A 17463-nucleotide genomic window follows, 5' to 3' on the forward strand; every position below is an offset into this window, starting at 1 on the left:
GCGCGAAGCACGGCGTGGCTGGCGATGCGCCAGCACTCCGCGGTGGATCGCGGTGACATGCCTTCCAGCATGCGCCTCCCGCATTCCCCGGAACCGGCACGCTCCGAAGCCATGCACTGCGGCACGAAAGACCGGGTGCAGCACCGTGCCGTCAGGCCATCCAGACCAGCAGCCCCACGGCCAGCGCTGCCAGCGCCATTGCCCCGACGTCGCGCGCCATCACCGGCAGGCCGAACATCGCTACCGCCGACATGGGCGGGCGGTGCGATGCACGACGGCTCCGCCCCGTCCCGCCGCCCCGTGTGATGGTGTCACGCGGCAAGGGCAGCCGGTGGAGTCAGGACTGCGGCGCCACCACCATCCAGGGCACGCCGAAGCGGTCGGCCACCACGCCGAAGGCCGGCGAGAAGAATGCCGGCCCCAGCGGCACCTGCACTTGTCCTCCCTCGGCCAGGGCGGCAAAGACGCGCCGGGCATCGACCGCATCGGCCGGCGTGAGCGCCAGCGAGATGCCCTCGAAGCGGGGCTGCCCGCCGCACATGCCGTCCGAAGCCATCAAGTGGGTTTCGCCGATGCGGAACTCGGCATGCATCACCTTGTCGGGCGACGGAGCGGGCGCGCCCGGCGCGCCACCGCAGGTGCCTTCCTGCGGTGGATCGGGGTTGTCCTGGAAACGCATCAGCGCCGTGACCTCGGCGCCCAGCGCTTTCCGGTAGAAGGCCAGCGCCTCCTCGCAACGGCCGTTGAAGAACAGGTACGGTTGGGCTTTCATGGGGGGCTCCTCGGCTGGGGGTTCATCCATATGTGAACATCGTCCACAAAAGGTAGCAGAGACAATGGACACTGTCCACATCGCAAACGCCATGTCCGCTTCCGCCCCGCCATCCGCCGCCACCCCGCGCGCCACCTACCGCCATGGCGATCTGCGCCGCGCCCTGCTCGACGCCGGGCTGGAACTGGCGCGCCAGGGCGGGCCGGACGCCGTCGTGCTGCGGGAGGCCACCCGGCGCGCGGGCGTGGCGCCCAACGCGGCCTACCGCCATTTCGCGAGCCGGCAGCACCTGCTGGACGCCGTGCGCTCCGCCGCCGTGGCCGCCATGGCCGTGTTCATGGAGGAAGAGCTCGCCCGGGTGCCCGCGGGCGCCCCGGCCGCCGAGCGGGCCTACGGCAAGGTGCGCGCCGTCGGCCGGGGCTACCTGCGCTTCGCACAGTCGGAGACCGGGCTGTTCCGCATGGCGTTCGGGCAGCCCTTCACGGTGGAGAACGAACCGGATCCCGACAAAGGCGGCGCCAGCGGGCTCAACCCCTTCGAGCACCTGGGCGCGGCCCTCGACGACCTCGTGGCCGCCGGCGCCCTGCCCGCCGAACGCCGGCCCGGCGCGGAATACCTGGCCTGGTCCACCGTGCACGGCATGGCCTTCCTCGCCATCGACGGCCCCCTGCGCAGCGCCCCCGAAGCGCTGCGCGAGGTGCTGGCGCAGCGGCTGCTCGACATGGTGGAGCGGGGGCTGTAGGGGAGCGGACCGGGTGCGGTCGGGCTCAGGCGCGCCAGAACTGCCACCAGCGGCGGGCAGGTGGAGGTGCAGCAGCGGATTCCTGATAAGGCACGGGGTACCGGGCACGCAACTGCGCCACCGCCTCGGCACAGGAAAGCTGCGCGAGCGCCTGCGCGGCCGGGTGGTGTGCCGCGCAGAAATAGGCCAGTCCTTCGGGATGACCCAGGCCGGATGCCTCGGCGCCTGCGTAGTCGATGAACTGCACCCAGGCCCCTCGCGGACCTCCTCGGTCCGCCTCTTCGGCCCCCGAGGGGCCGCACACCGGACAGACTGCAGGGTTCATATGGGCGAATGCGATGCGGTCAAGGCGACGGCTTCTGCACGAAATCCACGCGCAGGCCACGCTCCGTCACCGTGATGGGCCCGGGCTGCATGCCCAGCCCGTCGGCCAGTGCCAGGTCCTGCGGACGCAGGGTGTGCAGCACCACCTCGCCGAGCGATTGCGTGGCCAGTTGCTGCGCGTAGGCGTTCAGCATCTCGGACGCAGACGACCGGAGCCCATCGACACGCAGCGAGTTGACGTGGATCTGCTGCGCGCGCAGCGTGCGGTCCGACGGCTCATAACGCAGCCCGAAATCCACATCGAGCGAGCCGGAGGCATCGCGTGCGCCGTCCGACACCGCCAGCCCTGAAGCGACAACGGGCAGCACCGCGTTGATGCGGTTCTGCGCCGGCAGCAGGCGCAGCGCGGGCACCTGCACCTCCAGGTTCAGCAGTCCGCCAAGCCGGTAGCGGCGCGGCAGCTTTTCGGCCAGGGCGTCCTGGATCTGCGGCGTGGTGATGGTGTAGGAGGGCTGGGCCTGCGCGGGCAGCGTGAACAGCGCCGCGCCCAGGCCCACGGCGCCGGATACCAGTGCGATTGCGCGGCAGAAGGCGCGCCGGGCGGGCTGCACGGGCCCGGTCTGGAAAGAGGATGTCGGCATGCGTGGATTTTCAGCGGCGCCGGCAGGGATGGGGCCGGCGAAGACGTAACACTTGGTTGTCGTCTTCACCCCAAGTCAGGAATGACCGAAATCGAGTTCCATCTGTGCGGCAGGCAATGAAGGATCGACGCAGCGGAGCAGCAGTCTACGCGCGTTGAGAACTCGCAAAGCGTACAGCCCAATGGCATAAGCCCCCAAAACCAGCACCATCGCGATAGACACCAGCCCCACTGTTTGCCGACGTGCATTGCGTTGGACGAAAGCGGCGAATTCTGGGTCTTTCATGACGCCGCACATGATGACAATTTCACGCTCCGAGAAACCAGTACGTGCGGCTTCATCTGCAGTGGGTTTCCCGCAATCTTCAGCTGCAAGAGTTGCGCCTGAAAATGATGGCCAGGCTCTGCGGATCCCCGTTTCTGTGGCGAAGAACCTCTGCCCGGTTGCCTTAATACTCAAGGCGGAAGGCATGCTGATTGCGGCATACACGGCCATCAACGCGAAGTAGAAAACACAAAGGGCAGCGACTCCCACCGCTTTTCCAGCCCAGATCGGAGGAAGCCAGCGCGTTTTCACGCGGCGTGCTTGATGGTCGAAATAGCAGCCGCACAAACGTAGAACACCAAGCTCGACTTCCCTGACGCGGCACCACTCCATGAGCGTATGCGCCTCGGAAAGCGTTCTTACCGGCACGCCGGCGAAGACCTGAAACGCAGCGAGACTGGTCTGATCATTCACATAGGTCCGAATATCCGGATCGGCGATTTCCTCTTTGCCATGCACCAACAGCCAAAGCCGACGGCGCAGCATGTGCCACGACTCCGTACGCCAGAGCACCCAGCCAAACACTCCCACGATCGCTGCAGCGATGAGAAATGGCCCGAGGGCAACGACATCCGAGACAGTGATGGCGGCAATGCCATCCATATGAGCCCTCCTGTTTACTGGTTTTGCGGTGGTGGGCCCCTAAAGAGCCGGCACTACCATCAAGCCGGCACCCCCACCCCATCCAACCGCTGCGCGAACGCCCCCTCCCCGCTCGCGGTGATCACCAGCCGGTGCGTGGCGCGCGTCGCCGCCACGTAGAACAGCCGGGCCTCCTCGCGTTCGTCCTCGCCGTCGGACGGCATGTGCCCCGCGCCCACCAGCGCCACCACCGGGAACTCCAGGCCCTTGCTGGCGTGCATGGTCATCACCTTCACGGTGTCGTCGGCCGGATGGAAGCTGCCGGTGCCCTTGCGCACCTGGTGCGGCAGGCCCTTGTGGCGCAGCGCCGTGGCGCACTCCTCCATCTGCGCGTAGTGGCGGCACAGCACCGCCATGTCGCCCCAGGCATGGCCTTCCTGGTGGGCCGCGGCCAGGCGGTCGGCCACCTGGGCGGCCTCGGCGCGGAACGAGGGCAGGCGCACGACCACCGGCGCCTCGCCGTCGCGGCCGCAGCTCACGGGCTGCAGCAGGGGCACGCCGTCCTCGCCGCTGTCTTCGGGCGCGAGCAGGTCGGCCGCGATCAGGTGGGCGGTCTCCAGGATCTGGCGCGTGTTGCGGTAGTTGATCTTCAGGATGGACGTGCGGCCCTGAGCCTGGATGCCCACGCTGCGGAAGCTGAACTGCTTCTGCCGCGCGCGGGCGTAGATGCTCTGCGCGTCGTCGTAGAGCAGCAGCAGGTTGTTGGTGGCCGGGTCCACCATCCGGGAGACGAGCCGGAGCCACTCCGGCTCGAAATCATGCCCTTCGTCGATCAGCACGGCGGCGTACTGCGCGCTGGGGATGTGGCCCGTGTCCACGCCGCGCACCACGCGGTCCACCATGTCCGCGAAGAAGGCCTCGCGCGGCAGCGACGGCGCCGGCAGGCCCTGCCCATAGGCCACGAGTTGCGCACGCGCCCATTTGTGGAAATGCAGGCAGTGCACGCGGTCGCCCAGCCCCTTGGCTTCCATGGCGCTGGCCAGCTTCACGGCCAGCGGCTCGTTGTAGCAGAGCACCAGCACCGGCTTGGCGCCATCGGGCAGCGCGCCGTGCAGCTTCGCGAGGTGCTCGGCGCGGTAGCCCAGGATCATGGTCTTGCCCGAGCCGGCCACGCCGTGGATCACGCGGTGGCCTTCGCCCAGCGAGCGCGCCAGTTGCTCCTGCTGCAGGTCCATCACGCGCAGCAGGTCCGGCACCTCGTCCACGCCGCCGCACTGCGCAAACAGCCGGCCCTGCACGGGCACCCGCACTTCGGGGAACATGTGCCAGCGCACGCGGTCGGTCTGCCGCGGCGACATCGCGCCGCCAAAGGCATGCGGGAACATGCGCCAGAGCCGCTCCTGGAAAGCCTCGGGCTCCACGTCTTCGAGCATTTCGTCCTGGCAGACCACGTAGTCCGGCGCGATGGCCTCGTCCAGTCCCGCCGCCTCGAATTGCCGGCGCGTGATGCGCGTGAACACCACGCCGTGGCCCCACGGGAACGCCAGCTTGCCCTGGTGCGGCCCCGCAGGCTGCACCAGCTGCGGATCGCGCTCCAGCGCCCGCACCACCTCCAGCGCGCAATGGCGGGCCTGCTCCAGCGGGTTCTTCACGATCTTGGAGGCGCCGCCGTCCGGGGCGATCTCCCAGTACTGCCGCGTGGCCTTGCGCACCGTCTCCAGGTGCCAGTCCTTGGTCTCCAGGATCAGCACCCCGCGCCGCGGATGCATGACCACGAAATCCGGGTAGGTCTGCTTCGGCCCGACCGGCACGTCGTACCAGACGGAGTAATCGCCGTCGAGCTTGCGCTCCAGCCGCTGGGCCAGCCGCCGCTCGCCCGCCGTCATGCGGGTTGTGCAACTGCCGATGGCGGGAATGAAAGTCGCCACGGGAAGCCTCCTTCTCTCTGCTGATTTGTATCTATTTGAAATTTTATGCGATAAACAATTTCTTTCTGCCTGATGGAAAGCACAGTACCGGCGTTTATTCGCCGGCGTATTCGAGTTCGAACAGCGGGACCTCCAGCGAGCGCCGCAGCCACAGCCCCCCGCCCACGGCCCGGAAATGGCGCGACAGCCCCCGCCGGTAGGCCTCGGCGCGGTGGCGGAACAGGGCGGGGTCCGTCAGGTCTTCATCGATGATGTCCTGCTCGTAGTCCTCGCGCGTCACCGCCTCGAGGTAGAGCGCTCCGCGGCACAGGCGCGCCAGGTTGTCGAGCGCGGTCTTCAGGTCCGGCGGGCTCAGGTAGGGCAGCACGCCCTGGCACACCACCAGGTCGGAAGGCTCGCCCGCGGCATAGTCCACCACGGAGCCCTGCTGCCACCCGTAGCGCTCGCACAGGTAGGCGCTGAACTCCACCCCCTGGTAGCGCGCCTCCGGAAAATGGCGCGCCACAATGTCCTTCCACAGGCCGATGCCGCAGCCCACGTCCAGCACGCGCTCCACCGGCACCCGCAGGTACTTGAGGTAGCTGCACACGAACTGGCCCAGGCGCTCCATGTGCTGCGGGTCCACCACGCTGGTCTTCTTGTCGAAATAGAAGCGCTGGTAGTAGGCCTCGTCGAACAGGGTGGCGCTGGCGGATTTCAAAGGGGGGTCCTTGCTGGGCTGGATGAAGAAGAGGATGGGAAAACTTCGGCGGCAGGGAGTATCCCGTATCGCTCCCGCAGCCTGGCACCCCGGTGACGGCCGCACCCCATGGGCCGCCGCACAATGCCGGGCATGAGCGCCCTTCCGCCCGCCCTGCCCGCCGCACTGCCGGAGCCGACCGCGCACGATGCCTGGGTGGACTCGGCCCGCGGCCGGCTGTTCGCCCGCCGCTGGCAGCCTGTGCCGCGCGACGCAGGCCCCGCCATCGCACGGGCCCCCGTCATCCTCTTCCACGACTCGCTGGGCTGCGTGGCACTGTGGCGCGACTTCCCCGCGGCGCTGTGCCAAGCCACCGGCCGCGACGTGATCGCCTACGACCGGCCGGGCTTCGGCCGCGCCGATCCCTGCACGGGCGCACTGCCACCGGATTTCATCGCGGCCGAGGCACGTACCAGCCTGCCCGCGCTGTGCTCGGCATTCGGCATCGGCCGCTACGTGGCACTCGGCCACAGCGTGGGCGGGGCCATGGCCGCCCATTGCGCGGCGGGCGGCAGCGGCACGGGTGATTGCATCGCCCTCGTCACCGTGGCCGCGCAGGCCTGCGTGGAAAAACGCACCCTGGCGGGCATCCGCGAGGCACGCGACCAGTTCCAGCGCAGCCCCGAGGCGCTGCAGCGGCTCGCCCGCCACCACGGCGGCGACGGGCACAAGGCGCAGTGGGTGCTGAACGCCTGGGTCGATACCTGGCTGCACCCGGACTTCGCCGGCTGGTCGCAGGCCGACGTGCTGGCGCGCGTGGCCTGCCCCGTGCTCGCCCTGCACGGCGACCGGGACGAATACGGATCCCTCGAGCAGCCCGCGCACATCGCCCGCTGGGCGGCCGGGCCCGCGCGCGTGGAGATCCTGCCCGGCGCCGCGCATGTGCCGCACCGCGAGCGGCCGCATGAGCTCGCGGAGCGCATCGCGCGCTTCCTCGCGGATCTGCCGTGATCAGGCCTTGGGCGGCCGGTACATCGCGCAGAGCTTGTTGCCGTCTGGATCACGCAGATAGGCCAGGTACAGCGGGCCCACGGGGCCTTCGCGGTAGCCCGGCGGGTCTTCGCAGGTCGTGCCGCCGTTCGCCACGCCAGCCGCATGGAAAGCATCGGCCTGCTCCGGCGACTGCATCGCGAACCCGATGGTGCTGCCGTTGCCGTGCGTGGCAGGCTCGCCATTGATCGGCAGCGTGATGCCGAACAGCCCCCCGGGGCTGCGGTAGAAATAGCGATTCTTGTTGGCCATGCCGGGCGGCACGCCGATGGTGCCGAGCAGGGCGTCGTAGAAGCGTTTGGATTTCTCGAGGTCGGTGACGCCGACGATCACGTGGCTGAACATGCGATGTGTCTCCTGTAATGGCCTTGCCGGCCAGGCCAGGCCAGGCCGGGCCGCTGGCCGGACTGCGGGTAGGGACACGGATCGTAGCGGCCGCCATCGCGGCCGGGCGTCGCGCATGCGCGCGCAGGCCGCGCCTAGTACCGGCCCTTGACGAACAGCACCGCCTCGGACTTGCGCTGCTTCGGCCGCACCACCACCGTGCCCGCCAGCTTGTCGTGCCAGCCCTGCTTGCGCCGGTCGAACGCCACCCACACGAAGCCCAGGCACAGCGGGATCGCCGACACGAAATACGCCAGGTAGCGCCCCACCGCCTGCCCCGGCGTCATGGGCCGGCCGGTTTCCGCATCCACCACGCGGGCGCCGATGTTCATCTTGCCCGGCGTGGCCTGCCGCCAGAACCAGAACAGCAGCACCACCACCGCAGGCAGCACCCAGGAAATCAGGAAATCCGCCGGCCCCGCGACCAGCCGCTCCGTCTGCTTGAAATAGTCCCATCCATAGACGGCCGCCAGCAGCGGCACGGTGACGACGAGCAACAGCACCGTGTCGAGCAGCGTCGCGCCCAGGCGGGCCCAGAAGCCGACGTATTCGAGGTCGGAGGCATCGACGCGGTCGTCCGGGGGAGCATTCGCGGGGAGGGTCATGGCATCGCTCGCTGGATGGCTGGATGGAGGGGCCCACGGTCGGGCCGGGTTCGGTGCCGGATTCTCGCGCAGGATCCTGGAGCGATAGCGGACGGCGCTTCGCGTATGCAGCGTCCGGTTCGGGTGGCCGTGGACCGGGCCGGAGCGTATTCGCCGCAGATTCTGCGGTGAATAAACCCGCTAATCGCCGCATTTCTGCGCTGATGCAATACGCCGCAGGCAGACGCTCCTGTCGTGCCAAGGCACAGATCTGGCCGCGCTGGGCGGATGTGCCCATGAACGCCCGGCAAGCGCTGGTGTTGAACCGTGTGCTGGATGGGATGAAGTCGGCAAATAACTTGGCAAAAAATTTTGCAATTCATCAAAAAATTATTTTATTTCAATGAGTTAGATTTAATTGAATCTTGGCAAAATTGCCTGATGTACACCGACATCCACCAGTTCGAGCCCTTGCTGCCCGCCGATGCCCGGATGGAGCCTCTGCTGGCCAAGGCGCATGACCTGTCCCGGCTGGCCACCACCCTGGCCGGCACGCGGGTGCCGCCGGAGTTGCGCAGCCTGCTGCGCAGCATGAATTCGTACTACACCAACCGCATCGAGGGGCAGCACACGCGACCGCACGAAATCGAGCAGGCCCTGCGGCAAGACTTTTCCCAAGATGCAGTGCTGGCCGCCAGGCAGCGGCTGGCCATCGCGCATATCGAGGCCGAGCAGGTGCTGGAGCAGCGCTATACCAGGCCGGAGGGCGCGGCAAAGCTGTACGCGCCGGAGGCGGTGAAGGACATTCATCATGTGTTGTTTGACAGGCTGCCCGCCACCGATCTGTTCACATCCGAGCAGGAGCCCATCGTTCCGGGTGCGCTGCGCGAGCGCGACGTGCGCGTGGGCCAGCATGTGGCACCCACCCACGCCACCGTCCCTTTGTTTCTGCAGCGCTGGGCCGCCTTCTATGGCGGCGTGCGGCGGGGTGAAGCGGCCTTGGTGGCCCTGGCCTGCGCGCACCAGCGGCTGGGCTGGGTGCATCCTTTCGTGGATGGCAATGGCCGCGTCATGCGGCTTCACACCCACACCTGGCTCACGGCCCAAGGCTACACCGGCGGGCTGTGGTCACCCCTGCGCGGCTTTGCACGCAGCACCGAGCGCTACTACGCGCTGCTGGCCGACGCCGACAGCCCGCGCCGTGGCGACCTGGACGGGCGCGGCAACCTGAGCGAGCAGGCCCTGATCGCATGGGCCCACTACGTGCTGGACACCTGCCTGGACCAGGTCCGTTTCATGGCCGGCCTGCTGGACTTCGAGGCCATCAAGAACCGAATCGAAGCCTGCCTGGCCTACGAAGCCACCGTGCTCAAACAAGGCGTCCGCCAGGAGGCCCTGCGAGGCCTGCACTACCTGTTTTTGAGCGGCGAAGAAATGCCGCGTGGCGAATTCAAAGCCATGCTCGGGATGAGCGACCGGAGTGCCACCGATGCACTGGGTGCGCTGGTCAAACGCGGGCTGCTCAAGTCGGACTCGCCGCAGGGCAAGGTGCGCTTTGGCCTGCCGCAGCACGCACTGCGCTTCATGTTTCCGCAGTTGTGGCCTGAGGCGGAGGCGGATTCGGCGAATGTTTGAGGAGGCGTCTCAAGTTGGTGTTCTCACAACTGCCGCGCTGCCACAAACTATGCGGATTGCAGAAGTACACGCGCACGGCGGAGCGGTTGTTGGCCTCGGATGGGCGCACGTGGATACTGACCATGTCGGGAATCTGCCATCGCCGATCCTGGCCGGCAGAGCGGGGACGGCACCCGCTGCGGCCCTGGCGCAGCAGGGCAAGCAACTGCTTATTCAGTTCCCCGCGGGAGATAGGCGTAGATGGCGTTGTAGATGGTCTCGTGGGACACGCTCTGGCGTGCGTCATCAGGATGCATGCCTTGCAGTGTGCGGGCAATCTGCTGGGACGACCAGCGCCAGAGCAGAAGATCGCAGACGGTATACCGGAGACGACTGTGCGGGTGCCGCCTAGAGGCAAGGCGAGAGCTGCCTTGCGACGGGATTGGCAAGCGGCCTGAGCAGACTGCAAGGCATAACCGTCGCCAGGAGTGCTGTTGCTTGCCAACTCACGGCACACGGTGCTGGACTGCGCCCGAGGAGGTGAGCGATGGATCGCTCGCTCCATCTCTGTTGGACCAGCGAGGCCAGCGTGAGGCGTTCTTCATGCTGCAAGGCGGTTGCAAGTTACCTGAGGTGCGGGTGTTGCACTTCAAGTTTGAGACCGCCTTTACGAATCGCTCTCATTATTTTCAAAAGCTAAAAAATCATTATACCATCTGCTCACCCTAAATATTCTAATCGCCGCCCTCAAGCCCAACCCACTGCTGTAGATCAACAAGAAAAATCCTATCAGCCAAAATAACGGATTAAAAAATTCAGCAAGAGGAGCAATAAAATTCAAAAACTTAGGCGGCGGAAACCAAAGTGATTTACAAACGATCGCATAAATCAGAGTGACTATTTGAAAAAAAACAAACATCAAAAATGCAGCACTAACACTAAGATACTCTGACTTCGCCTGCTCCCTCGAGGAAATAAGAGATTTAAATGTATCACTACCGAAGCCCAAAAATATTGCAAAACCACTTAGCGTAAATCCCAATAAGCTGGGCACTATCGATATAGAAATATCCCACCAATTTGGCCTAACCCATACCGGAAAACAAATTGCCGTCAAGAGAATTGACAACCAAAAGTCCCAGGACGATCTAAGCACCTTGTATCCACCAGTAATCCTCCAGGCCAACTTAATAATTTGCAGATTTGTAAGAGGGCCAGCCCCTACTGACGTAGATTTCTCACCCTCTCGCATTTTGCCTCCTAAGCAATTTCGCTTGCAGCACTGATAAACGCATCTGCATGCGTCATCGCATTTGGATCATACTTGGTCACCTCCTCCATGGGATAGCTTTTGGAGCTTGCCTCCCTAGAGTAGCCAGCTTTGTCTACCCCCTCTTGCTTGTAAACTCCGTTATCGACAGCTACCTTGAAGATATTCTTCATCTCTTGGTCCGGCTCTATTGATTCAGCCGTGGAATCCTTTGTGTATGTATGCTCTTCTCGCTTAAGATTTCTACGCTTCAACCTTTCATAAAAAGATGCATCATCATCAAAATCAGATGGATTGGGTCTCTCGAGTTTTACATATATCTTCCTGATGACAGGCCAAGACAACATTTCTCGTAGAGCATTTTTATCGGTCAGAATCGTAAAATCAATATCACCAAAACTCGATTTAACCCTTTTTGAAGCAGCAATTTTCTCAAACAGCAAATATATCAGGTTAGCGCTGACGCCGCCATCCGTCCCACCTGCCTGAAAGTACAAACGATGAGTTCTTGGATCGAAGTAGTAAGGAAACTCAGTTAAATTTGGCTTCAATTTCTCCGGAATATTAACCTGAGCCACATCTTCAGGGTCAGCTTCTTCATTTTTCTCAATATCGAACCATGGCTCATCAGGGTCTATATCAAGAAACCTGTATATATAGCCAAATATAGGAGAATCTGGTTTATCATTTAAAGGACGCGCGCCACCAAACATTAATGCAACATTACCCCTAATTCTCTTGATTTTCGATCTAACGATCAAACCCCAAAGCCTCACATACTCTGAAGTATGATGCTTGGTATGAACGCGTATATTCAATCCGGATATTCTAATCGTTCTATTTCTCGCCATATAAATTTCTCCCAATTAATCCATCGAAACGCCGTCGCATATAGATATTACTGACTAACCAGTCAATTCTATGAAGCAACTTACGCCGAACAAATCCCCTGATTTTCTCACTGCACTTTTTTATGATTGCTGCCGGCCTCCTCACCTCCCTATTTGCATGTGCCACATCATCTGAACGGGGTTTTCTTGCGATTTATAGCCCCTTGCCACTAAAGCAGCAAAGCACTGATCCACCTTTATATTTCGCCGCAGCTTAGGAATTGCAACATTAGTCGTAGCCGTCTCTCTTTGCATTGCAGGTTTGAGCTTGTCGCCAACCTTCGGCCGGCCGGCGGAAGTAAAAATAGGTCGTCAGAATGGTTGATCAAACCGGCGCCTGGATGCCGACAATCTCCAACCTGCAACTTTTCTGCGTGCAGTAATAAATGCTTTGCGCATTGTCTTAGAGCAGCAGCAAACTTTCGGCGACTGAATCCGCTATATGCGCAACGAATTTGCGCCACTCGCGCGCGCTCCAGTGCTTTGAAGACATTGATTACGCAGCGGCAGACCTGCTGCAGTGGGATCATCACCACCTTGAGCTTGCAGTCAGGCACGATCTCGATGCGTTCGCGCGCTACAGTGCGAATCGTCTCTAGGCGACCGCCCTTCAGCGTGCACCGGCGCAGGTGCAGCACGACGAAGGCAGGGCGCATCTGCTTAGGCCGGATCAGTATGTCCCACCAGAGCAGATAGTCGTCCTCGAGTTTCTGCTCCAGCAGCTCGGCCAGTCTTCGCCCTCCGGGTGCCCTGCGCGCAGCGCATTCGCCCAAGGCCGGGATCCATGTCGCCATGCCCTCTCCATCCCCATAGTTGTTTCATTCCGAAACACCTTATAAGGGCGGATGCTTATCCGTTCCTGACGAAAACCCGAGGTGGATGTTGATAGGGTTGCGTATGCACCGTAACGCAACCGTAGGGCTTAACTGCCGGGGAAATTCACGGCAGCAGTGTCGGCCAAGCCGGCCGGAGGCCGACCGCCTCAGCGCGAGGACTTCACAGCCCCCACACCGGTATCGATGGTCCCGAACACCGTCACACCGCTCTCGCCCGACTGGGCGCCGGTGCCGGTGGCCGGGTCGTTGGCCGGCCGGGAAGGCACCGTATCGCAGCCCGCCAGGGCCGCCGATGCCGCCACCAGCAGGACGGCCGCCGCCCAGACGCGCGTGGGGGCCGAGGCGTGGCCGGGGGTTGCGGTATCGCGCAGGGTCATTCGCTGTCTCCTTGCAGGTGCTTGCCCAGGATGCCAGCCAGCTCGAACATGCCGGCCGATTCCTTGCCGAACACCTCGCGCAGCTTGGCGTCGGCCTTGATGGTGCGCTTGTCCTTGGGGTCCTGCAGATTGTGGGCCTTGATGTATTCCCACATCTTCTTCACTGCCTCGGGCCGGCCGACCGGTTCCGGACCGATCACGGCGGCCAGGGCGGCGCTCGGCGGCTTGCCGGCCGCGGTCTTGCGCGGGGCCTTGGCGGCGGTGCTGGACTTCTTCGCGGCGGCCTTGGCAGCGGGCTTGGCGGCCTTCTTGGCAGCGGCCGCGGTGCCCGCCTTCGCCGCACCGGCTGCCGCGCCGGCCTTGCCGGCGAACTTGCGCGGCGGGAACTTGCTCTCGCGCTGTTCGAACTCGAAGTTCACCTTGCCGGCTTCCTTGTCCCAGGCCAGGAAGGCCTTGAAGTTGCGGCGCGTGCGCATGCTCACGAACTTGTCGAGCAGGTCGGTCTTGCCGGTGGCGAGCAGCTTGGCCATCTGCTCGCGCTCCACGGGCTGCTGCAGGATGACCTTGCCGCTCTTGAAGGTGCAGCTGGGCGTGGGCTGGGCGGGGGTGGGCACGGCCTTGCTGCACACGTAGTTGCTGCCGTGCTCGTGCACGGGCGCGCCGCAGATGGGGCACGGGCCCAGCGGCTCGTCGGTGAACTCGACCAGTTCGCCCGACGCTTCGCCCGCGCGGTCGTCGCCGAAGTCGAACTCCAGCTTGAAGTTGCCGGCCTCCTCGTCGCGCACGATGGCGACCTCGGCCGTGAACGGCCAGCCGGCCTTGGAGCGGAAGCCCTCCAGCGGACCGATGCGGCGATCGCGCAGCAGGGCTTCGGCCTCGGCGGGCTCGAAAGTGCGGCCCGCGGGCGACTTGGTGAACGAGAAGCCGCAGCCGTCGCCGCGCCCGTCGGCGCCCGTGCAGGCGTAGCGCCGGTAGTTCTCCTTGACCACGCCGCCGCAGTTGGGGCACGGGGTGGAGAGCGTGGCGTAGTTGCCGGGGATGGTGTCGCGGTCGTATTCCTTGGCCTTCTTCACCATGCGCTCGGTCATGGCGGCGATCTGCTGCATGAAGGCCTCGCGGCTGAGCTGGCCCTTCTCCATCTGGGCGAGCTTGTATTCCCATTCGCCGGTCAGTTCGGCGCGCGAGAGTTCCTCCACGCCCAGGCCGCGCAGCAGCGTCATGAGCTGGAAGGCCTTGGCCGTGGGGATGAGCTCGCGGCCCTCGCGCAGCATGTACTTCTCGGTGAGCAGGCCTTCGATGATGGCGGCGCGCGTGGCCGGGGTGCCCAGGCCTTTTTCCTGCATGGCCGAGCGCAGTTCCTCGTCTTCCACCTGCTTGCCGGCGCTTTCCATGGCGCCCAGCAGCGTGGCTTCGGAGTAGCGGGCCGGCGGCTTGGTCTTCAGGGCCTTGGCCTCGGCGTATTCGGTGTGCGTCATCTCGCCGGGCTTCACTGGCACCAGCGGCTGGCCCTTGTCGCCGGCCTTGCCGTCCTCGACCTCGTTGGCGGCTTCCTTGCCGTAGATGGCCAGCCAGCCGGGCTTGACCAGCACCTTGCCTTCGGTCTTGAACGAATGGCCCACCACTTGGCTGATGCGGGTGGTGACCAGGTATTCGGCGCTCGGGAAGAACACGGCCATGAAGCGGCGCACCACCAGGTCGTAGAGCTTCTGCTCGGCCTCGGAGAGGCCGCTGGGCGCCTGCGTGGTCGGGATGATGGCGAAGTGATCGCTCACCTTGGCGTTGTCGAAGATGCGCTTGCTCGGGCGCACGTAGTTCTCGTCCAGCGCCTGCCGGGCATAGGGGGCGAGGTGGCGCATGCCGCTGGTGGCGAGCATGCCGAAGGTGTCCTTCGCCACGGGCAGGTAGTCCTCCGGCAGGGCGCGGGAATCGGTACGCGGGTAGGTCAGGGCCTTGTGGCGCTCGTACAGGCTCTGCGCCAGTGCCAGCGTGGTCTTGGCCGAGAAGCCGAACTTGCCGTTGGCCTCGCGCTGCAGGCTGGTCAGGTCAAACAGCAGGGGCGAGGCCTGGGTGGTGGGCTTGCTCTCTTCGGTGACGGTGGCGGCCTTGCCGCGCACGGCGTCGGCGATCTCGCGGGCGCGCTCGAAGCTCCAGACGCGGTCGGCGCGGGCCTCGGGGTCGTCGGCGACCTTCTTCCACTGCGGGTCGAACCACTTGCCGAGGTATTCACCGGCCTCGGCATGGAAGCCGGCATGGATTTCCCAGTAGTCGCGGCTGACGAACTGGCGGATCTTTTCCTCTCGCTCGACGACCAGCGAGAGCGTGGGGGTCTGCACGCGGCCCACGGTGGTGAGGAAGAAGCCGCCGTCGCGCGAGTTGAAGGCCGTCATGGCGCGCGTGCCGTTGATGCCCACGAGCCAGTCGGCCTCGGAGCGGCTGCGCGCGGCGCTGGCCAGGCCCTGCATCTGCTGGTCGGAGCGCAGGTTGCCGAAGCCGTCGCGGATGGCCTGCGGGGTCATGGACTGCAGCCAGAGGCGCCGCACGGGCTTGTTCAGGCCGCCCTTGGCGCCGCCCGCGTACTGCTCGATGAGGCGGAAGATCAGTTCGCCCTCGCGCCCCGCGTCACAGGCGTTGACGAGTTCGGTCACGTCCTTGCGGCGGGCGAGCTTGACCACCGCGTTGAGGCGGCTCTTGGTCTTGTCCACCGGCTTCAGGTCGAAGTACGGGGGGATCACCGGCAGGTGGGCGAAGCTCCACTTGCCGCGCTTGACGTCGAATTCCTCGGGCGCCTGGATCTCGACCAGGTGGCCCACCGCGCTCGTGACGACGTAGCGCTCGTTCTCGAAATGGTCCTCGTGCTTGTCGAACTTGCCGGCCACGGGGGTGAGCGCGCGCACGATGTCCTGCGCCACCGACGGTTTTTCTGCGATTACCAGGGTCTTGGTCATTTTCTGTGGGGTCGGCCCCGGAGGGCGCTTCTACAATTCCGGTCTCTCGCGCGTACACGCGCATGCACACGCGCGCCTGCGCATGTGTGCCTATTCAAACTAACAGAGTTTCGCCATGCCCCGAACCGCCACGCCCGCCGCCGACCCTTCCGCCGCCAGGGGCGGCCGCCGCATCCAGGTGCGGCGCTCGGGTGTGCACGGCAAAGGCGTGTTCGCGGTGCAGGACATCGCCGAAGGCGAAGTGCTGATCGAGTACACGGGCGAGATCATCAGCTGGCAGGAAGCCCAGGACCGCCACCCGCACGATCCGCTGCAGCCGAACCATACCTTTTATTTCCATGTGGATGAAGACCGCGTCATCGATGCCAACCATGGCGGAAACGCATCGCGCTGGATCAACCACAGCTGCGCGCCCAACTGCTACGCCGACGAACGCGACGGCCGCATCTTCATCACCGCGCTGCGCAACATCCATGCGGGCGAGGAACTCAACTACGACTACGGCCTGATCATCGACGAGCGCTACACCCCCAGGCTCAAGGCCGAGTACCCCTGCTTTTGCGGCAGCGCCAACTGCCGCGGCACACTGCTGGCGCCCAAGCGCGGCTGGGCGCCGCCGGGGCCTTCCGCGCCGCCGCCCAAGGCCGGCCGCAAGGGCGCACGCCGATGACCGGCATGGTGCAGCCGCTGCGCTGGCCCGCCGAGGCGGTGTGGGAGGCCGTGGCACCGCTGCTGCCGGGCTTCACTGTCGAAGTGCTGCCGAGCATCGATTCCACCAACACCGAACTCATGCGGCGCGCGCGGGCGGGCCGCTGCGAGCCCACGCTGCTCGTGGCCGAGGTGCAGACCGCCGGGCGCGGGCGCCTGGGCCGCGCCTGGCAGAACGCCGCGGGCGACTCGCTCATGTTCTCGCTGGGCCTGCCGCTGGCGCCGGCGGACTGGTCCGGGCTGTCGCTGGCCGTGGGAGTCTCCATCGCGGAGAGCCTGCAGCCGGTGCCCCGGGCCGGCCAGCCCCGGCTGGGCCTGAAGTGGCCCAACGACCTCTGGCTGGACGATGGCCGCAAGCTGGGGGGCATCCTGGTGGAAACCGCCAGCCTCGTGGGTGCCGCCGGCGCCTGGAGCGGCTCGCACCCGGACCGTACCGCGCGCTACGTGGTGGCCGGGGTCGGCATCAACGTGCGGCCTCCGCCGTCCGAGGGCCTGTCCACGCCGCCCGGCAGCCTGCAGGAGATCGACGCCCGGCTCGACGCCCCCGCGGCGCTGCTGCGCACCGTGCCGCCGCTGGTCGCGATGCTGCAGTCGTTCGAAGCCAACGGCTTCGCGCCGGTGCAGCCGCGCTTCCTGCAGCGCGACGTGCTGCGCGACCGCGAAGTGGTCCTGAGCGACGGCGGCGCCGGCACCGCGCAGGGCGTGGCCCAGGACGGAGCGCTGCTGGTGCGCACGCCACAGGGCCTGCAGGCCGTGACCAGCGCCGAGATCAGCGTGCGGCCGGCCGGGCAGGCGCTGCCCCGGAACTGAAGG

18 protein-coding genes are annotated in these 17463 nt (G+C 65.3%); 6 read left to right on the plus strand and 12 right to left on the minus strand.

Translation table 11 applies throughout. The features are described from left to right. Positions 1-337 precede the first annotated feature (337 nt). Complete coding sequence (locus tag ACGHC0_RS23705; protein ID WP_415266943.1) at positions 338-772, minus strand: VOC family protein; 435 nt, start codon at positions 770-772, stop codon at positions 338-340. Positions 773-863: 91 nt separating this feature from the next. On the opposite strand from ACGHC0_RS23705, the gene ACGHC0_RS23710 reads away from it, so the two are divergent. Beyond that, positions 864-1514 (plus strand): TetR/AcrR family transcriptional regulator, encoded by a 651-nt coding sequence (locus ACGHC0_RS23710; protein ID WP_368353251.1) that lies wholly within the window; start codon positions 864-866, stop codon positions 1512-1514. Between the two features lie 25 nt (positions 1515-1539). Here ACGHC0_RS23710 and ACGHC0_RS23715 read toward each other — a convergent pair whose 3' ends face one another. From ACGHC0_RS23715 to ACGHC0_RS23735, 5 genes are all read right to left on the minus strand, one after another. After that, complete coding sequence (locus ACGHC0_RS23715; RefSeq protein WP_415266944.1) at positions 1540-1839, minus strand: hypothetical protein; 300 nt, start codon at positions 1837-1839, stop codon at positions 1540-1542. 19 nt (positions 1840-1858) lie between these two features. Beyond that, on the minus strand, positions 1859-2479 hold the full coding sequence (locus tag ACGHC0_RS23720; RefSeq protein ID WP_415266945.1) for a DUF1439 domain-containing protein: 621 nt from the start codon (positions 2477-2479) through the stop codon (positions 1859-1861). A gap of 75 nt (positions 2480-2554) precedes the next feature. Further along, positions 2555-3406, minus strand: coding sequence for a DUF6216 family protein (locus ACGHC0_RS23725; RefSeq protein ID WP_415266946.1), 852 nt, complete (start codon positions 3404-3406; stop codon positions 2555-2557). Positions 3407-3465: 59 nt separating this feature from the next. Beyond that, entirely contained in the window at positions 3466-5313 is a 1848-nt protein-coding gene (locus ACGHC0_RS23730; RefSeq protein WP_415266947.1) for a DEAD/DEAH box helicase, read from the minus strand. Between the two features lie 94 nt (positions 5314-5407). Further along, a complete protein-coding gene (locus ACGHC0_RS23735) occupies positions 5408-6013 on the minus strand; it encodes a class I SAM-dependent methyltransferase (protein WP_415266948.1) in 606 nt (201 codons plus the stop codon). 132 nt (positions 6014-6145) lie between these two features. Between ACGHC0_RS23735 and ACGHC0_RS23740 the strand changes: the two genes are divergently transcribed. After that, on the plus strand, positions 6146-7003 hold the full coding sequence (locus ACGHC0_RS23740; RefSeq protein WP_415266949.1) for an alpha/beta fold hydrolase: 858 nt from the start codon (positions 6146-6148) through the stop codon (positions 7001-7003). Here ACGHC0_RS23740 and ACGHC0_RS23745 read toward each other — a convergent pair whose 3' ends face one another. Beyond that, positions 7004-7387 (minus strand): VOC family protein, encoded by a 384-nt coding sequence (locus ACGHC0_RS23745; RefSeq protein ID WP_019702365.1) that lies wholly within the window; start codon positions 7385-7387, stop codon positions 7004-7006. A 134-nt stretch (positions 7388-7521) separates the two neighbouring features. Continuing rightward, complete coding sequence (locus tag ACGHC0_RS23750) at positions 7522-8031, minus strand: RDD family protein (protein ID WP_415266950.1); 510 nt, start codon at positions 8029-8031, stop codon at positions 7522-7524. Positions 8032-8198: 167 nt separating this feature from the next. Between ACGHC0_RS23750 and ACGHC0_RS23755 the strand changes: the two genes are divergently transcribed. Both ACGHC0_RS23755 and ACGHC0_RS23760 read left to right on the plus strand, forming a co-directional pair. Beyond that, positions 8199-8417: a hypothetical protein gene (locus tag ACGHC0_RS23755; RefSeq protein WP_415266951.1), complete on the plus strand. Its 219-nt coding sequence runs from the start codon at positions 8199-8201 to the stop codon at positions 8415-8417. A gap of 34 nt (positions 8418-8451) precedes the next feature. After that, a complete protein-coding gene (locus tag ACGHC0_RS23760) occupies positions 8452-9645 on the plus strand; it encodes a Fic family protein (protein ID WP_415268455.1) in 1194 nt (397 codons plus the stop codon). A 1239-nt stretch (positions 9646-10884) separates the two neighbouring features. On the opposite strand, the gene ACGHC0_RS23765 is transcribed toward ACGHC0_RS23760, so the two are convergent. The 4 genes from ACGHC0_RS23765 to ACGHC0_RS23780 form a co-directional block, all read right to left on the minus strand. Beyond that, positions 10885-11712 (minus strand): DUF4747 family protein, encoded by an 828-nt coding sequence (locus tag ACGHC0_RS23765; RefSeq protein ID WP_415266952.1) that lies wholly within the window; start codon positions 11710-11712, stop codon positions 10885-10887. A gap of 269 nt (positions 11713-11981) precedes the next feature. Beyond that, entirely contained in the window at positions 11982-12578 is a 597-nt protein-coding gene (locus tag ACGHC0_RS23770) for a hypothetical protein (RefSeq protein WP_415266953.1), read from the minus strand. Between the two features lie 188 nt (positions 12579-12766). Continuing rightward, the gene (locus ACGHC0_RS23775) at positions 12767-12997 is read right to left on the minus strand and encodes a hypothetical protein (protein ID WP_415266954.1); all 231 of its coding nucleotides are present in this window, start codon (positions 12995-12997) and stop codon (positions 12767-12769) included. Further along, on the minus strand, positions 12994-15942 hold the full coding sequence (locus ACGHC0_RS23780) for a DNA topoisomerase III (RefSeq protein WP_415266955.1): 2949 nt from the start codon (positions 15940-15942) through the stop codon (positions 12994-12996). The genes ACGHC0_RS23775 and ACGHC0_RS23780 overlap by 4 nt, the downstream gene beginning before the upstream one ends. 115 nt (positions 15943-16057) lie before the next feature. On the opposite strand from ACGHC0_RS23780, the gene ACGHC0_RS23785 reads away from it, so the two are divergent. Both ACGHC0_RS23785 and ACGHC0_RS23790 read left to right on the plus strand, forming a co-directional pair. After that, a complete protein-coding gene (locus ACGHC0_RS23785; protein WP_046060632.1) occupies positions 16058-16612 on the plus strand; it encodes an SET domain-containing protein in 555 nt (184 codons plus the stop codon). Beyond that, positions 16609-17460, plus strand: coding sequence for a biotin--[acetyl-CoA-carboxylase] ligase (locus ACGHC0_RS23790; protein WP_415266956.1), 852 nt, complete (start codon positions 16609-16611; stop codon positions 17458-17460). The genes ACGHC0_RS23785 and ACGHC0_RS23790 overlap by 4 nt, the downstream gene beginning before the upstream one ends. Positions 17461-17463: the final 3 nt, after the last annotated feature.

It is taken from the genome of Acidovorax sacchari (assembly GCF_042847045.1).
GTDB lineage: Bacteria > Pseudomonadota > Gammaproteobacteria > Burkholderiales > Burkholderiaceae_C > Paracidovorax > Paracidovorax sacchari.

Excerpts from the sequence above, each read along its gene's own strand:
- ACGHC0_RS23775 (WP_415266954.1), bottom strand. The coding sequence starts at position 12,997 with ATGACCCTGCGCGATACCGCAACCCCCGGCCACGCCTCGGCCCCCACG.
- ACGHC0_RS23785 (WP_046060632.1), top strand. The coding sequence starts at position 16,058 with ATGCCCCGAACCGCCACGCCCGCCGCCGACCCTTCCGCCGCCAGGGGC.
- ACGHC0_RS23745 (WP_019702365.1), bottom strand. The coding sequence starts at position 7,387 with ATGTTCAGCCACGTGATCGTCGGCGTCACCGACCTCGAGAAATCCAAA.
- ACGHC0_RS23770 (WP_415266953.1), bottom strand. The coding sequence starts at position 12,578 with ATGGCGACATGGATCCCGGCCTTGGGCGAATGCGCTGCGCGCAGGGCA.
- ACGHC0_RS23740 (WP_415266949.1), top strand. The coding sequence starts at position 6,146 with ATGAGCGCCCTTCCGCCCGCCCTGCCCGCCGCACTGCCGGAGCCGACC.
- ACGHC0_RS23780 (WP_415266955.1), bottom strand. The coding sequence starts at position 15,942 with ATGACCAAGACCCTGGTAATCGCAGAAAAACCGTCGGTGGCGCAGGAC.
- ACGHC0_RS23725 (WP_415266946.1), bottom strand. The coding sequence starts at position 3,406 with ATGGATGGCATTGCCGCCATCACTGTCTCGGATGTCGTTGCCCTCGGG.
- ACGHC0_RS23705 (WP_415266943.1), bottom strand. The coding sequence starts at position 772 with ATGAAAGCCCAACCGTACCTGTTCTTCAACGGCCGTTGCGAGGAGGCG.
- ACGHC0_RS23715 (WP_415266944.1), bottom strand. The coding sequence starts at position 1,839 with ATGAACCCTGCAGTCTGTCCGGTGTGCGGCCCCTCGGGGGCCGAAGAG.
- ACGHC0_RS23720 (WP_415266945.1), bottom strand. The coding sequence starts at position 2,479 with ATGCCGACATCCTCTTTCCAGACCGGGCCCGTGCAGCCCGCCCGGCGC.
- ACGHC0_RS23760 (WP_415268455.1), top strand. The coding sequence starts at position 8,452 with ATGTACACCGACATCCACCAGTTCGAGCCCTTGCTGCCCGCCGATGCC.
- ACGHC0_RS23710 (WP_368353251.1), top strand. The coding sequence starts at position 864 with ATGTCCGCTTCCGCCCCGCCATCCGCCGCCACCCCGCGCGCCACCTAC.
- ACGHC0_RS23790 (WP_415266956.1), top strand. The coding sequence starts at position 16,609 with ATGACCGGCATGGTGCAGCCGCTGCGCTGGCCCGCCGAGGCGGTGTGG.
- ACGHC0_RS23750 (WP_415266950.1), bottom strand. The coding sequence starts at position 8,031 with ATGACCCTCCCCGCGAATGCTCCCCCGGACGACCGCGTCGATGCCTCC.